Annotated in this window: 15 protein-coding genes; 7 read left to right on the top strand and 8 right to left on the bottom strand. The window is 50.8% G+C overall.

Features of this window, described 5'->3' with window-relative positions; translation table 11 throughout:
- Positions 1-84: 84 nt before the first annotated feature.
- The gene (locus OGV77_RS24870) at positions 85-255 is read right to left on the bottom strand and encodes a protein YdgV (RefSeq protein WP_087050578.1); all 171 of its coding nucleotides are present in this window, start codon (positions 253-255) and stop codon (positions 85-87) included.
- 138 nt (positions 256-393) lie between these two features.
- Between OGV77_RS24870 and OGV77_RS15345 the strand changes: the two genes are divergently transcribed.
- Positions 394-1,428, top strand: a complete 1,035-nt coding sequence (locus OGV77_RS15345; RefSeq protein ID WP_043016391.1) for an AI-2E family transporter — start codon at positions 394-396, stop codon at positions 1,426-1,428.
- Between the two features lie 30 nt (positions 1,429-1,458).
- Here the strand turns inward: OGV77_RS15345 and OGV77_RS15340 are convergent, their stop codons facing one another.
- From OGV77_RS15340 to pntA, 3 genes are all read right to left on the bottom strand, one after another.
- Complete coding sequence (locus OGV77_RS15340; protein ID WP_047411378.1) at positions 1,459-2,655, bottom strand: multidrug effflux MFS transporter; 1,197 nt, start codon at positions 2,653-2,655, stop codon at positions 1,459-1,461.
- Between the two features lie 160 nt (positions 2,656-2,815).
- On the bottom strand, positions 2,816-4,204 hold the full coding sequence (gene pntB / locus OGV77_RS15335) for a Re/Si-specific NAD(P)(+) transhydrogenase subunit beta (RefSeq protein ID WP_043016393.1): 1,389 nt from the start codon (positions 4,202-4,204) through the stop codon (positions 2,816-2,818).
- Positions 4,205-4,214: 10 nt separating this feature from the next.
- Positions 4,215-5,744 carry a Re/Si-specific NAD(P)(+) transhydrogenase subunit alpha gene (gene pntA / locus OGV77_RS15330; RefSeq protein ID WP_047411381.1) on the bottom strand — a complete coding sequence of 510 codons (1,530 nt, stop codon included), beginning with the start codon at positions 5,742-5,744 and terminating at the stop codon, positions 4,215-4,217.
- A 525-nt stretch (positions 5,745-6,269) separates the two neighbouring features.
- Between pntA and ydgH the strand changes: the two genes are divergently transcribed.
- The 3 genes from ydgH (at position 6,270) to folM (ending at position 9,600) form a co-directional block, all read left to right on the top strand.
- The gene (ydgH, locus tag OGV77_RS15325; RefSeq protein ID WP_087050579.1) at positions 6,270-7,214 is read left to right on the top strand and encodes a DUF1471 family protein YdgH; all 945 of its coding nucleotides are present in this window, start codon (positions 6,270-6,272) and stop codon (positions 7,212-7,214) included.
- Between the two features lie 244 nt (positions 7,215-7,458).
- Entirely contained in the window at positions 7,459-8,841 is a 1,383-nt protein-coding gene (locus OGV77_RS15320; protein ID WP_087050580.1) for an amino acid permease, read from the top strand.
- 36 nt (positions 8,842-8,877) lie between these two features.
- The gene (folM, locus tag OGV77_RS15315) at positions 8,878-9,600 is read left to right on the top strand and encodes a dihydromonapterin reductase (RefSeq protein WP_043016397.1); all 723 of its coding nucleotides are present in this window, start codon (positions 8,878-8,880) and stop codon (positions 9,598-9,600) included.
- On the opposite strand, the gene OGV77_RS15310 is transcribed toward folM, so the two are convergent.
- The gene (locus OGV77_RS15310; protein ID WP_043016398.1) at positions 9,597-9,932 is read right to left on the bottom strand and encodes a GlpM family protein; all 336 of its coding nucleotides are present in this window, start codon (positions 9,930-9,932) and stop codon (positions 9,597-9,599) included. The genes folM and OGV77_RS15310 overlap by 4 nt on opposite strands.
- 117 nt (positions 9,933-10,049) lie before the next feature.
- On the opposite strand from OGV77_RS15310, the gene rstA reads away from it, so the two are divergent.
- Both rstA and OGV77_RS15300 read left to right on the top strand, forming a co-directional pair.
- Positions 10,050-10,793: a two-component system response regulator RstA gene (gene rstA, locus OGV77_RS15305; RefSeq protein WP_087050581.1), complete on the top strand. Its 744-nt coding sequence runs from the start codon at positions 10,050-10,052 to the stop codon at positions 10,791-10,793.
- Between the two features lie 246 nt (positions 10,794-11,039).
- Positions 11,040-12,380, top strand: coding sequence for an L-cystine transporter (locus tag OGV77_RS15300; protein WP_087050582.1), 1,341 nt, complete (start codon positions 11,040-11,042; stop codon positions 12,378-12,380).
- A 54-nt stretch (positions 12,381-12,434) separates the two neighbouring features.
- Here the strand turns inward: OGV77_RS15300 and OGV77_RS15295 are convergent, their stop codons facing one another.
- Positions 12,435-13,463 (bottom strand): HoxN/HupN/NixA family nickel/cobalt transporter, encoded by a 1,029-nt coding sequence (locus tag OGV77_RS15295; protein WP_075146138.1) that lies wholly within the window; start codon positions 13,461-13,463, stop codon positions 12,435-12,437.
- A gap of 120 nt (positions 13,464-13,583) precedes the next feature.
- Entirely contained in the window at positions 13,584-14,426 is an 843-nt protein-coding gene (locus OGV77_RS15290) for an aminoglycoside phosphotransferase family protein (protein ID WP_087050583.1), read from the bottom strand.
- Between the two features lie 189 nt (positions 14,427-14,615).
- Here OGV77_RS15290 and OGV77_RS15285 point away from each other — a divergent pair, with 189 nt between their 5' ends.
- Positions 14,616-15,407 carry an MBL fold metallo-hydrolase gene (locus tag OGV77_RS15285; RefSeq protein ID WP_087050584.1) on the top strand — a complete coding sequence of 264 codons (792 nt, stop codon included), beginning with the start codon at positions 14,616-14,618 and terminating at the stop codon, positions 15,405-15,407.
- A gap of 29 nt (positions 15,408-15,436) precedes the next feature.
- Here the strand turns inward: OGV77_RS15285 and OGV77_RS15280 are convergent, their stop codons facing one another.
- Positions 15,437-15,778, bottom strand: a complete 342-nt coding sequence (locus OGV77_RS15280) for a DUF1294 domain-containing protein (protein ID WP_286502849.1) — start codon at positions 15,776-15,778, stop codon at positions 15,437-15,439.
- Positions 15,779-15,802: the final 24 nt, after the last annotated feature.

Below are 15,802 nucleotides of genomic sequence, written 5' to 3'. Positions count from 1 at the left end.
CCTTTGGGCCTACTGCATGCAGTAAACCAAAAAAATAAAATTAGTTAGCTCAGCGCACAGCGCCAGCTCAGGCAGAAGAAGGGACTAAAGCGCGTTGCGCCAGTGTTGCTCACCCGCAAGCAAGAAAGTGGAGGAGGTACGAAGAAGTGTAGGTAAACGCAAAAACATCCTGAACATATTGTCCATAATATTACAATTATCCGCAGTGTTGCTTCTCATCATCGCGGATGATAATTGTCCTCGGTAGTTAAACACAGATGATTTGTATCATAGCTGCAAGACGAACTCAAAGTCTTTTCACTTCTTTACCTGCCCCGTTTGATTTTTGTTATAACGGCTCGACGCAAATCACACTATTATTCAGATTCAAAAATGAAAAACGCAGGAATACCTATGGCGAAACCGATCATCACGCTTAACGGCCTAAAAATAGTCATTATGCTGGGCATGCTGGTTATCATCCTGAGCGGCATCCGCTTTGCCGCAGATATCATCGTCCCCTTTATTTTGGCGTTATTTATTGCCGTTGTGCTAAACCCCGTGGTGCAGCGGATGGTCAAACTTCGCATACCGCGCGTATTCGCGGTGTCATTGCTCATCGTTATTATTGTGATGCTAATGGTGCTGCTGTTAGCGTATTTAGGTACATCCTTAAATGAGCTTGCGCGTACGCTGCCACAGTATCGTTCTTCCCTGGTTATCCCGCTTAAAAATCTCGAACCGTGGCTACAGCGCGCAGGGATCGGCGTTTCCGTGGACGAACTCGTCAAATATATCGATCCTAACGCGGCAATGACGCTGGTGACCAATTTACTGACGCAGCTGTCTAATGCCATGTCGTCAATATTTTTGCTGCTGCTGACGGTGGTGTTTATGCTGCTGGAAGTTCCGCAGCTACCCAACAAACTCAAGCAAATGATGAGTCGTCCCATTGAGGGAATGGCGGCGATTCAACGCGCTATCGACAGTGTATCCCACTATCTGGTGCTAAAAACGGCGATCAGCATTGTGACCGGGCTGGTAGCCTGGGGCATGCTCTCAGCACTCGACGTGCGTTTCGCCTTTGTCTGGGGATTGCTCGCCTTTGCTCTCAACTATATTCCTAATATCGGTTCGGTGCTGGCAGCCATTCCGCCTATTGCTCAGGTGCTGGTATTTAGCGGCCTTTACGATGCCCTGGTCGTATTGGCGGGTTATCTGGTCATTAATTTGGTGTTTGGAAATATCCTCGAACCGCGGATCATGGGGCGTGGGCTTGGGTTATCTACACTGGTGGTGTTTCTGTCGTTGATCTTCTGGGGCTGGTTGTTGGGGCCAGTCGGGATGCTGCTTTCTGTACCGCTGACCATCATCGTGAAAATCGCTCTCGAACAAACCAACGGCGGTCAAAGCATTGCCGTGTTGCTCAGCGATCTCAACAAAGAATGAACGATTGCCCCGACATCGCGGGGCATCTGTTTATCGTTTTGCGCGCAGCGCCAGTATGGCGCTTAACAAGGTAAATAACGCAATTATCCATGCCATTGTCCATGGCGTTCCGTCGCTGAAGGCGGTCAGCAGCAACGACGAGATAATGCCACTACCGTATTGTAACGCGCCAATCAGCGCCGAGGCTGAACCGGCGATGTTCGGTACCGCATCCAGCGCGGCAGCGGTTGAAGTCGCAGCGATGATGCCATTCATCGAGAAAAACAAAAAAACGGTGACGATAATGGCAACAACGCCACCTGACTCCAATTTAACCAGCAGCGCAAGCGCCACTGCGGCCAGCGCCGCCAACATCGTCGCATACTTTAGTAGTTGTTCCAGAGCGTGGCGTTGCACCAGACGACGGTTTACCACGCTCATGGCCATGACCCCGACAATATTGAGCGCAAACAGCCAGCCGTAATGCTGTGGGTCAACATGGTAATAGCTAATATAAACAAACGGCGAACCAGTAATAAACGCGTACGCTGCAACGTAATAACACGTCAGACTCAGGGTGTAGCGCATAAAATGGCCATTGGCTAATAACGACCGGTAATGACGAAATGCGCCAGCCAAAGAGGCTTTCACCCGTTTCTCTTCCGGTAATGTTTCCGGCAACCAGTTCAAAGAGATAAACATCAGCGCGCCGATCACCACCAGTAGCCAAAAAACAGAGTGCCAGGTACTCAGGCGAATTATTTGTCCGCCAATCAACGGTCCCGCTATTGGCGCAATCGCCATTACCAGCACCAGAGTTGAAAGCATTTGCGCCGCGCGAGTGCGCGCAAACAGATCGCGGATCATCGCCCGCGCCAGCATAGGTCCGGTACAAGCGCCAAGGGCCTGAAAAACCCGCCAGAATACAATTTGCGTGATACTCGTAGACATCGCGCATCCTGCGGAGCCGATGATAAAAAACACCATGCCAATAAACAGCGGTTTACGCCTTCCCAGATGATCGCTTATCGGCCCCCAAATCAACTGTGCAATGGCAAAACCTATCAAAAAACCGGTGACGGTCAGTTCCACATTGCCCTGTAAATCCTCGGCCATGGTCGGCATTGCCGGAAGATAAATGTCGGTGGAAAGCGAGGTAAAGGCCATCAGGCCGCTGAGGATCAGAATAAAAGTAAGCCCGGTCTGGCTTGCGGAAACTACCGGCGAAGCATGTTCACGTGTACGCATAGCGTCCTGTCATGTTCTAAAAAGTCAGGCAGCAGTATATACACGACGTATTATGGTGATTAGACAGCTAAAACCGCATGGGTTTATGAACTGCAATCATCAATAACGGCATATTAATAAAAACGGCCTCCGCAGAGGCCGTCTTAGTTTTCGCTAACGATTACAGCGCTTTCAGGATTGCATCCACGCTGGCTTTGGCGTCGCCAAACAGCATATGGGTGTTTTCTTTAAAGAACAGCGGGTTCTGCACACCAGCATAGCCGGTGTTCATCGAACGTTTGAACACAATAACGTTCTGCGCTTTCCATACTTCCAGCACCGGCATTCCGGCGATTGGGCTGTGTGGATCGTCCTGCGCCGCCGGGTTTACCGTATCGTTGGCGCCAATAACCAGCACTGTATCGGTATCGGCGAAATCATCGTTGATCTCATCCATTTCCAGCACGATGTCATAAGGTACTTTGGCTTCCGCCAACAGTACGTTCATATGACCTGGCAAGCGCCCTGCTACCGGGTGAATACCGAAGCGCACTTTGATGCCGCGCGCGCGCAGTTTCTCGGTAATTTCCGCTACCGGGTATTGCGCCTGTGCCACTGCCATGCCATAGCCCGGGGTGATTATCACGGAGTGCGAGTTCTTCAGCATTTCTGCCGTGTCTTCCGCAGTAATCTCACGATGTTCACCGACTTCTTCATCAGACCCGGTAGAAGAACCGTCAGAACCAAAGCCACCTGCAATAACGCTGAAAAATGAACGGTTCATCGCCTTACACATGATGTAAGACAGGATCGCACCAGAAGAACCAACCAGCGCACCGGTAACGATCAGCAGATCGTTGCTCAGCATAAAGCCCGCCGCCGCTGCCGCCCATCCTGAATAGGAGTTGAGCATTGAAACGACGACTGGCATATCCGCACCGCCGATAGACGCCACCAGATGCCAGCCAAAAGCCAGAGCAATAATGGTCATCACCAGCAGTGCCAGGACCTGCAGGCCCACGCTTTCGGTACGAACAAACACCACCAGCAACAGGAAAGAAACAACCAGCGCCGCCAGGTTCATTTTATGACGATTCGGCAACATCAGCGGTTTAGAGGAGATCTTGCCGCGCAATTTGCCAAACGCCACCACGGAACCGGTAAAGGTCACCGCACCGATGAAGATACCCAGGAACACTTCCGTCAGGTGAATGTTCACCAGAATCGGTTCCAGGCCCGTGTCGTGATACAGGTAGCTGTTGAAACCCACCAGAACTGCAGCCAGACCGACGAAGCTGTGCAGAATTGCCACCAGCTCCGGCATCTCGGTCATCTCAACTTTCTTCGCCAGACGAATACCAATCGCGCCGCCGATGATCATCGCCACCAGGATCCACGCAACGTTGCCGGTATCCGGGCCAAAAATCGTTGCAATCAGCGCAATCGCCATCCCGGCGATACCGTAGTTGTTACCCTGCTGAGAGGTTTCGTGTTTCGAAAGCCCCGCCAGGCTGAAAATAAACAGGATCGCGGCAACAATGTATGCAGCTGTAACTAATCCTCCAGACATATGTTACCCCTTAGTTTTTCCGGAACATTTTCAGCATGCGCTGAGTCACGGTGAAGCCACCGAAAATATTAATGCTGGCAATAAGCACCGCGATAAAGCTCAGGAAACTCACCCAGCCACCCTGGCCAATTTGCAATAACGCCCCGACAACGATGATTCCGGAGATGGCGTTGGTCACGGACATCAACGGAGTATGCAGCGCGTGCGACACATTCCAGACCACGTAGTAACCCACCACGCAGGACAGCGCGAACACCGTAAAGTGGCCAAGAAACTCTTTCGGCGCAACGTCGGCGAGCCAGCCAAACAAAATGACCACCAGCGCCATCACCGCATATTTGCGCCACGGTGAGACTGGCTTTTTCTCTTCTTTCGGCGCTGGCGCGGCTTTCGGCGCAGCCTGCGGCTGAGCAGATACCTGGATAGGCGGCGCAGGCCAGGTGATTTCACCCTCGCGTACCACCGTGACACCACGTACTACCACGTCGTCAAAATCGACGGTGATATTGCCGTCCTTCTCTTTGCACAACAGTTTGAGCAGGTTGACGAGGTTCGTGCCATACAGTTGGGAAGATTGCGTCGGCAGACGGCCTGGCAGATCGGTATAACCAATAACCTTCACCCCGTTTTCGGTGGTGGTTACCTGGTTAGGGACCGTGTATTCGCAGTTACCGCCGTTTTGCGCGGCGAGATCGACAATCACGCTGCCAGCCTTCATCGAATCAACCATTTCACGGGTGATCAGTTTCGGAGCAGGTTTGCCCGGGATCAGCGCGGTGGTAACGATAATGTCGACATCTTTCGCCTGTGCAGCGAAGAGTTCCATTTCGGCTTTGATGAACGCCTCGGACATTACCTTAGCGTAACCGTCGCCGCTGCCCGCCTCTTCTTTGAAGTCCAGTTCAAGGAACTCAGCGCCCATACTCTGAACTTGTTCTTTCACTTCCGGACGGGTGTCAAAAGCACGAACGATAGCGCCCAGGCTGTTTGCCGCACCAATAGCCGCCAGACCTGCAACACCTGCACCGATTACCATCACCTTGGCCGGTGGAACCTTGCCCGCGGCGGTAATCTGGCCGGTAAAGAAACGACCAAATTCATGTGCAGCTTCAACAATAGCGCGATACCCGGCGATATTCGCCATCGAGCTTAAGGCATCCAGCGACTGCGCGCGCGAAATACGCGGCACGGAGTCCATCGCCATCACCGTCACGTTGCGCTCAGCAAGCTTTTGCAACAGCTCAGGGTTTTGCGCGGGCCAAAGAAAACTCACCAGCGTCGTGCCCGGATTGAGTAACGGAATTTCCGTCTCTTCCGGTGCGTTGACCTTCAGGATAATCTCTGACTGCCAGACGGTATTTCCGTCAACAATTTCTGCGCCTGCCTGAACAAACGCCTTATCGTCAAAACTCGCCAGTTGACCTGCGCCGCTTTCAACCGCGACGCTGAAACCCAACTTAAGCAGCTGCTCAACCGTTTTCGGCGTGGCTGCTACGCGGGTTTCATTGGTTAACCGTTCTCTTGGTATGCCAATTCGCATAATGTTCCCTTCCATCTGTATTTATGATGATGGTTTATCAATGTTCGCACGAGGCATGCGCGCACTCTCGAAAGAGGTCAGTGTTACCTCAATAAAATAAAACAGTAACAAACTCTGTATAACCTACTGAAAATGACGCTTGTGATCTAGCGCCAAAAAACAGTATTTATTATGAAATTCGCAAAATAGAGATGAATCGAACGGCAGGCAGATAAAATGCCCTAAAAATAGCCCACAAAGGCCGATAATTCGCTCAAGCGAAGCGGCAAAACATGATTACGTGCCTGCCAAAAACAATTAATTAACATTAAATTAACTTATGAAATTCAACTGCTTTATCAGTTTTGCTCGCCAAACGCCGAAATTTTCGACATATCACAAAATGTTATCGATGTTGTTACGTCAGGTGGCACGATGAGTGAAAATTGACGCAGACACTGACACAATTTAAATGCAATAATCAGCGACGTTTCTAGTCAATAACAATACCAGTACCTGGTTTGCGCAAGGCGAAGGATTATTTTTATGAAGCTTAAGAACACTCTCCTGGCGTCCGCACTTATTTCTGCGACTGCTTTTTCTGTAAATGCAGCGACAGAATTGACGCCGGAGCAAGCGGCTGCACTGAAACCCTATGACCGCATTGTGGTTACCGGTCGTTTTAATGCTATCGGTGATGCGGTGACCGCCGTATCACGCCGTGCAGATAAAGACGGTGCAGCCTCCTTTTATGTTGTTGATACCTCAGATTTTGGCAGCGGCGGTAACTGGCGCGTTGTAGCCGACATCTATAAAGCCGACGCTAAAAAAGCGGAAGCATCCAAAAACCGTGTCATTAACGGCGTTATGGAATTACCGAAAGATCAGGCCGTTCTGTTAGAACCATTCGATACCGTTACGGTGCAGGGTTTCTACCGCAGCCAGCCTGAAGTGAACGATGCCATCACCAAAGCAGCGAAAGAGAAAGGCGCCTACTCCTTCTATATCGTGCGCCAGGTCGATGCTAACCAGGGTGGCAACCAGCGTATTACTGCATTCATCTATAAAGCTGATGCGAAAAAACGCGTAGTACAAAGCCCTGATGCGATCCCAGCAGATTCCGATGCCGGTCGTGCCGCATTAGCTGCAGGTGGCGAAGCCGCGAAGAAAGTTGAGATCCCAGGTGTTGCGACCACCGCGTCTCCGAGCGCTGAAGTTGGTCGTTTCTTCGAAACGCAATCCACCAAAGGCGGACGTTACACCGTCACTCTTCCGGATGGAACCAAAGTTGAAGAACTGAACAAAGCAACTGCCGCGATGATGGTGCCATTCGACAGCATCAAGTTCACCGGTAACTATGGCAACATGACCGAAATCTCTTACCAGGTAGCTAAACGCGCAGCGAAGAAAGGCGCTAAGTACTATCACATCACCCGCCAGTGGTCTGAACGTGGTAATAACATGACCATCAGCGCTGACCTGTATAAGTAATACCCAATGCCTTATCAGGTCTACAACCCTGTAGGCCTGATAATTTCCCGCCCCCCAGTCTTCCGGTAAAACAAAAACAGCAGTATTAAGACAACTTTTCACACTATTAGTCACAAATCTCTCTATCCCCATTGCATGCGTTCTCTTCTCTCCGTAAAATCCCGCGCCTTAGTGGCTTTCACCATTTTTATGCGGTTTGCCAAAATAATTATTCTCTCACTCTCGTTTTTGTCACTGGATACAAATGGAAAAGAAATTGGGTCTGAGCGCACTCACCGCGCTGGTTTTAAGCTCAATGCTCGGCGCTGGCGTTTTCAGCCTGCCACAAAATATGGCGGCGGTAGCGAGCCCGGCTGCATTACTGATTGGTTGGGCGATTACCGGTGCAGGTATCCTTTTGCTCGCCTTTGCCATGCTGATCCTGACGCGTATCCGTCCTGAACTCGATGGCGGCATCTTTACCTATGCACGTGAAGGTTTCGGTGAGCTGATTGGCTTCTGCTCCGCATGGGGGTACTGGCTGTGTGCTGTTATCGCTAACGTTTCGTATCTGGTGATCGTTTTCTCTGCGTTCAGCTTCTTTACCGATACGCCAGAGTTACGTCTGTTTGGCGACGGTAATACCTGGCAGTCGATTGTTGGCGCATCGGTGCTGTTGTGGGTAGTCCATTTTCTGGTACTGCGTGGTGTGCAAACGGCTGCCAGTATTAACCTGGCCGCGACGCTGGCAAAATTATTGCCGCTTGGCCTGTTTATCGTCCTGGCGTTCATGCTGTTTAAGCTCGACACCTTTACCCTCGATTTTACTGGCGTTGCATTGGGCGTTCCCGTCTGGGAGCAGGTTAAAAATACCATGCTCATCACCCTATGGGTTTTCATCGGTGTGGAGGGCGCGGTGGTGGTTTCTGCCCGTGCCAGAAATAAACGCGATGTTGGACGCGCTACCCTGCTGGCGGTACTCGCCGCGCTGGGCGTCTACCTGCTGGTTACCCTGCTGTCTCTGGGCGTTGTCGCGCGTCCCGAACTGGCGGAGATCCGCAACCCGTCAATGGCAGGCCTGATGGTGGAAATGATGGGGCCATGGGGTGAAATTATTATTGCCGCAGGCCTGATTGTCTCAGTGTGCGGTGCCTATTTAAGCTGGACCATTATGGCGGCGGAAGTACCGTTCCTCGCCTCGACGCACAAAGCGTTTCCGCGCATTTTTGCGCGCCAGAACGCGCAAGGCGCGCCGTCAGCATCTCTGTGGCTGACCAACATCTGCGTTCAGATCTGCCTGGTGCTGATCTGGCTCACAGGTTCGGACTACAATACGTTATTGACCATCGCCTCAGAGATGATTCTGGTGCCCTATTTGCTGGTCGGCGCCTTTCTACTGAAAATTGCCACCCGTCCAATTCATAAGGCTGTTGGTATCGGAGCGAGTATTTATGGCATATGGTTATTGTATGCCTCAGGTCCGATGCACCTGCTGCTGTCCGTGGTGCTGTATGCGCCAGGACTGCTGGTTTTCCTTTATGCCCGTAAAACGCACGCGCATGAAAATGTATTAAAACGTCAGGAGATGGCGCTGATCGGCATGCTGCTTGTTGCTGCTGTTCCGGCGACCTGGATGTTGATGGGGTAACATTGTCCCCATCGTTCGCGACACATGGAGATTACGATGGGTAAAAAAAACCCTTTGCCAATTCTTATCACCGGAGGAGGTCGACGTATCGGCCTCGCCGTCGCATGGCATTTTATAAATCAAAAACAGCCGGTTATCGTCAGCTACCGCACGCATTATCCGGCCATTGACGGCCTGCGAGATGCCGGTGCGCTGTGTATCCAGGCTGATTTTTCCAGCGATGAAGGCGTGCTGGCTTTTGCTGATGAAGTTAAAACACATACAGATGGCCTGCGCGGCATTGTGCATAATGCCAGTGCCTGGCTTGCAGAAAAGCCCGGTACTCCGCTGACCGAAGTGCTGTCAGCCATGATGCAGATTCACGTCAATACCCCCTACCTGCTCAACCACGCACTGGAAGGATTGTTGCGCGGTCACGGACACGCTGCCAGCGATATTATCCATTTTACAGATTACGTGGTGGAGCGAGGCAGCGATAAGCACATTGCTTATGCTGCCAGCAAAGCGGCGCTGGACAATATGACCCGCTCGTTCGCCCGCAAACTGGCGCCGGAAGTGAAAGTCAACGCGATTGCCCCCTCGTTAATCCTGTTTAACGAGGGTGACGATGCAGAATATCGTCAGCAGGCATTGAACAAATCACTGATGAAAACAGCACCGGGTGAAAAAGAGGTCATAGACCTAATTGACTATCTGTTAACCAGCTGTTTTGTCACCGGACGTAGTTTTGCCTTGGATGGTGGGCGTCATCTACGTTAGTGCAGTTTAATCCAACAAAAAATCAGCAACCACGCGCTCAGGCCCCAGCATACTACTGAACTGCCGAGCGCAACGGGTAAGCGCATAAATCCGGTGAAATACCACAGCGAAACGAGGTAGACAAAATAAGGAATAATCGACCACATGCTGAAGACAATGGTTGTACGTAACGCCTCGATCCCACGTTCACTGGCCACGATATAATGGGCAATCAACGCAAAGGTTGGGAACAACGGAATTAATCCGGCAATATAGTAGTTCTTTGTTTTCGCCAGCAAACCAATCAACACCACCACCAGCGCACCGAGCGCCGCTTTTATAACGAGTCCCATCACCCTGCCTTAACACATCAATAACATCAGCCTCTAGCATAACGGAAGCGTTCTTGTTTAGAAAAGATTAATGGAAGGAAAAACCAGGGCGGTGTATGTTGGCGTTTTATATTCAAAATGAATGATATGAACACCATCGTATTTGTTGAAGATGATCCCGAAGTTGGCTCACTGATTGCGGCCTACCTTGCCCGGCATGATATTGAGGTTATCCTTGAACCTCGTGGTGATCTGGCCGAGGAGAAAATCCTGCAAGTTCAACCCGACCTGGTGTTATTGGATATCATGCTGCCGGGCAAAGACGGGATGACTATCTGCCGCGATTTACGTGGACGCTGGCAGGGCCCGATTGTCCTGCTCACCTCGCTGGACAGCGACATGAACCATATTCTGGCGCTGGAAATGGGTGCCTGTGACTATATCCTGAAGACAACGCCACCCGCAGTGCTGCTGGCTCGTCTGCGCCTGCATCTGCGCCAGAGTGAACATTCAACCCAGTCTAAAGGCATTCAGGCGGCAACGATCACTCCACACACAACGCTGCGCTTTGGCACACTCACTATCGACCCCACCAACCGCTCCGTTCTACTCGGCGGCGAGCAAGTCTCTCTTTCCACCGCTGATTTTGAATTACTGTGGGAGCTGGCAACCCATGCAGGGCAGATTATGGACCGCGATGCGTTGCTGAAGAACCTGCGTGGCGTAAGTTATGACGGCATGGACCGCAGCGTCGATGTCGCGATTTCCCGGTTACGCAAAAAGCTGCTCGATAACGCGACTGAACCTTATCGAATTAAAACAGTGCGCAACAAAGGTTATCTCTTTGCCCCCCACGCCTGGGACGACAAGCCGCAGAAGTAATGCCACTGGGCCGATCTCATTGATCGGCTGGATTACTCACAATACGTTACACTGTCACGTAAAATTGTCTACAGAACAGGCATACAAACGCCATCCGGATACGTTCCACATTTTTTGTGTGGCTGTTGGTCTCCCCCCTCCCTATAATCCGTGGCGGTCCTGAACCCTTATGGTTCATAGGTTTATTTCGCAATAACAAAACTCTTTCCGGCATTTCAGGTGCTGAATGAGGCAAGAGGCTACAATATGTTCGTTACGCTTGCGTATATCGCATTCTTTTTGGTTTGTTCATGGGCAATTTTCAGAATCAACCAAAAAAGTCACTCCCTGTCAAAAAGTGTCTTCATCGCTATATTTTTGGGTGCTGTTATCGGCTTATCCCTGCATCTTATTGCTGCTGACGACAGTAAAACGGTTATCGATTGGTATAATATTATCGGCAACGGCTATGTAAATTTACTGAAGCTGGTCGCGGTTCCGCTGATTTTCATTTCTATACTCTCAGCTATTAACAAACTCGAAAATAGCGCTGGCATTGGGAAAATGTCGTTAACCATCGTCGGGTGCATGCTCTGTCTGGTGATGATTGCCGGGTTTGTTGGGTTGCTGACTGCACATGTATTAGGTCTGGACGCCAGCGCATTTGTTCATATGCAGTCCACGCTGACGGCTGACGATGTGAGCAAAACGGCTGCCATTTCACTGCCTAAACTGGTTACATCTCTAATCCCTACGAATATCTTCCTCGATCTCACTGGAGCCAGAAGCGTTTCCATCATTGGCATTGTTATCTTCACCCTACTTGCCGGCGTGGCATTATTAAAAGTCAAACAAGATGCTCCGCAAGAAGGTGAAAAGTTAAGCGCAGGCATTAATGCCATCCAGATCTGGGTGATGAAGATGGTGCGCATCGTTATTGCCCTCACCCCTTATGGCGTGATGGCATTAATGGCAGGCGTATTTTCTGCGTATCGCTTCGAACAATTTGCCAGTCTGTTAGGCTTTATTGGCGCTTGTTACATTGCGATTCTGATGATGTTTATCGTCCACGCGCTAATCCTGGTGCTGAGTGGCAATAATCCCGTTCACTATTTTAAAACTGTCTGGCCAGTATTAACCTTTGCATTTGTTTCCCGCAGTAGTGCGGCATCTATTCCACTGGCTATTTCCGCACAGGAAAAGTTTGGCGTGCAAAACACCATTGCCAATATCGCGGCTTCATTTGGCTCCAGCATGGGTCAAAACGGCTGCGCCGGGATCTATCCGGCCATTATGGTAGCGATGATTGCGCCAACAATTGGAATTGATCCATTATCGGTGCATTTTTTGCTCGCCATGCTGCCTGCAATTGCGCTCGGCTCTATCGGGGTTGCGGGCGTAGGCGGCGGCGGAACATTTGCTGCGCTGATCGTCCTTTCAACGCTGAACTTCCCGGTTGCACTGGTCGGGATTTTCATTGCCATTGAGCCTGTCGTTGATATGGCCAGAACGGCACTAAACGTGAACGGTTCGATGATGTCGGGCGTGTTGGCTAACAGGATCCTGAAAAAGAGTGCTGAAGAACCACAACGCGTGAACGCGAATTAGCCTGTCCTCTAGTAAGAAACAAGCCTTCCTGTTCACGGAAGGCTTTATTTTGCGTCAACTAAACGTCAGTCCGTCGTATTTTCTCCAACGATAGTTTACTGCGGAGATAATCCAGCAGCCGATAAAGACGCCAATAATCGCAAATCCGACATTCCCCATATGGTCACTTAAATCGCTGACGGTATCCCACAAACCACCCTGGAGCGAAAACGCGTCAGAGAGAAGCCCCAACGCCTCCAGCCCACCAATAAATAGCGCGACAATCACCGAAGTCCCGGTAATGGTCATATTGTAATAGAGCTTACGTTGCGGCTTATTGAATGCCCATCCGTAGGCCTCAACCATCAGAATACTGTCGAGACAATCAATTAACGCCATACCGCAGGTAAACAACGCAGGGAACACGAGAATGGACCATAAAGACATACCACTGGACGCGCTTGAAGCGGAAATTCCCAACAGAGAAATTTCAGTGGCGGTATCAAAACCCAGACCAAACAGAAAACCGACAAAATACATATGCCAGTCTTTGCCTACCAACCGAAACGCCGAGCGGAAAAGCCAGCTCAGTGGACCTGAAACCGTAATGTCTTCCGTGGTGCCATCGTAAGTTCCGGTGCGCTTTAGATGGCGAAAGGCCTTCCAGACATGGCAGAAAATAATGAGATTAAGAGTAGCCAGAATCAGCAAAAACACGGCAGAAACCGTGGTCCCAATCAGGCCGCCGATATTCTGAAACCATGCCATGTGTTGCTTAAACGCGCTGGTGGTCAACGCAATGCCAATGCTGGCCAGCACCACGATGGTGGAGTGGCCGAGGGAAAACCAGGCTCCCGTCGTCAGGGCGCGTTTTTTCTGCTGCATGAGTTTGCGCGTAGCGCTATCTATCGCGGCGATATGATCGGCATCAACGGCATGGCGCAAACCATAGCACCACGCGATCAGACTCAGCGCCAGTAACGACGTGTTGTTGCTAAACGCGCTGAAAGCCCACAGCCAAGCTACGATGTTTGCCCCGATGAGTAAGACCATCAACAAAAGAATGTTCGGGCGTTTTTTTAATAATGAAAACAATGCCTTCATTGTTTCCACCCTGTCAAATTTGCGCTAAACAACACTCCACACCGCCATTCACTGATTGATTAATAAAACGTTTACCCGGCTAATGATAACTCTTAAGAATTACCAGCCCAGTGTCGTAGATCAAAGTTGATTACCACCTGAAGCGAGCTCCGCCATCGCTAACTCCGCGATGCGCTGGGGTACAGAGGCGCAGTCCCCTTCTTGCAAGAACCAGGCAGACGACAACCCACACCAGGCAATAATCCACATCAGCAAACGTTGCCGTTCAATGCGGGCGGTTTCAGACACGATGTTGACCCGTTGGGTGAATCTTTCTGGCTCAATGGCGACAGGCCTGGAGGGGTCGGCAAGATCGGGGTTGGTAAAAATATTGGCATAATCAAAGCCACGCTCGCCCACCAGCCCTTTAGGATCGATAGCCAGCCATCCTTTCGCTCCGAAATCCAGAATATTGCCGTGGTGTAGGTCGCCATGTAATACAACTTCATTCAGGGGAGATGAGAGCAGCACGTCTGCCACCTCTGCGCAACGCGTCAGGATACCGCCATACTTTTTCGCTGCAGGAGCGAGATCGCGAAACCAATGATGCAGCGGTGTTAACTCAGGCGTTGACGCATTCCGGGGAAGATGAAGTCGACTGGCTGCATGGCAAATAATGCGACACGCCTGCGCATCGTTACCAGTCCAGGACATGTCCGCTAAAGACCCCGTCCCTGTCGCACGTTCCAACAGGATCGCCCCTGTTGCATGAGCAAGCACTTTCGCTGCGCCATTCCCGTTCCACCAGACCATGAGTTCGCAGCCGCTCCGTTCACTGTCATCGTCGGTGAGTTTAAGTATGGCTTTCTGACCCTCTTTGATAGCCACCACGGGCAAAAGCTGTGATGTGTGCGTCTCAAAGGGTTCGCCATCAGGAGTCAGTCCCCAACGGTTGAGCCAGGTGTTGAACAGACTCTTTTCCAAACAATATCCTTTTTTTTCGCCGGATGATAACCACCGAAAGATGCCGGTTCAGCATTATTCCTGTTTTCTTTTGGTTGAGCTACCCCCCCACTGTCAACATCATTGGCTTACCTGGTAGAGCACTAACGAGCACACCCTTGCGTATTGGTGTGCCATGCTGACTGTGTTTTTTTCAATGAGGAAGACCCGATGATCACGATATGCAAAACCTGTGGAACATCCTATGACGTTGCTAACGCCTATCCAGAACATTGCGATATCTGCCAGGATGAACGTCAGTATGTCCCCGCAACCGGGCAGGAATGGGTCGATTTTGCCGCCCTTTGTGCTTCGCACACAAATAAGTGGCGGCAACATGATAGCGCTCTCTTCAGTATCCGCACCGTTCCCGATTTTGCAATTGATCAACGGGCGTTTATTCTGCGTACTCCGGAAGGCAATATTTTATGGGACTGCATTGCCACGCTCGACGATGCAACAAAAATGCTAATAACATCCCTGGGCGGGCTTAAGGCCATCGCGATATCGCATCCACATTACTACACCACCATGCAGGACTGGGCTGAAGAATTTAACGCTCCGATTTACCTTCATGCCAATGACCGCAAGTGGGTAATGCGCAACAGCCCGTGGATTAGATTTTGGGATGGCGATACCCTGGAACTGACACGAGACGTTAGTGTGATACGTCTGGGCGGACACTTTGCTGGCGGCTGCGTATTGCACTGGGCACGAGATGAAGGCGTGGTGCTTTCCGGTGATATCGTTCAGGTTACCCCTGGCGCGCATGCCGTCTCGTTTATGTGGAGTTATCCCAATATGCTACCGTTGCCGGCCGCAACGGTCAGCGACATTACCCACCGCCTGAGCACGGTGAGATTTAAACAGCTTTACGGCGCGTTTGAAGGAAAAGACATCACGCAAAATGCCGATGAAATCGTGCAGCGTTCAGGTGAAAAGTATGTTTCCTGTCTCAAATAAGCAGACCGTTTGTCTGTCATTGGCGCTCATCAGGATGATATGGGATAGAAATGATAGACTGCTCCAATGACAGATACATTCACTATCACACTGATAATGAAGTAGGTTTTGAATGGCTGTTTTTGTGTTTTATGGCGAAAGATTTGTTGACCCGCTATCGCGCCAGGCCAACCACCCACAACGCCAAACAACAGCAAGGTGGATTCCGGCACCCGCCGCCAGGCCCTGCGCGCCGCCATTTTGTCCGCGCCGTACATCGCCAACGTCAGTATGTTGGCGATCAAAAACCATATAATCAGGGGATGCGAGGTGAAAATGCAGCCTGTCGCCGCGAAAATGAGTAGCAAATAACAGAAACGATTAAGGTTCATATCTTTAGGCGCGAAATATCTCAG

This window comes from Citrobacter sp. Ce129 (genome assembly GCF_030334545.1).
Taxonomy (GTDB): Bacteria; Pseudomonadota; Gammaproteobacteria; order Enterobacterales; family Enterobacteriaceae; genus Citrobacter; species Citrobacter europaeus.
Note: the sequence above shows the minus strand (reverse complement) of the source record. Positions and strands in the feature narration are given on the sequence as shown.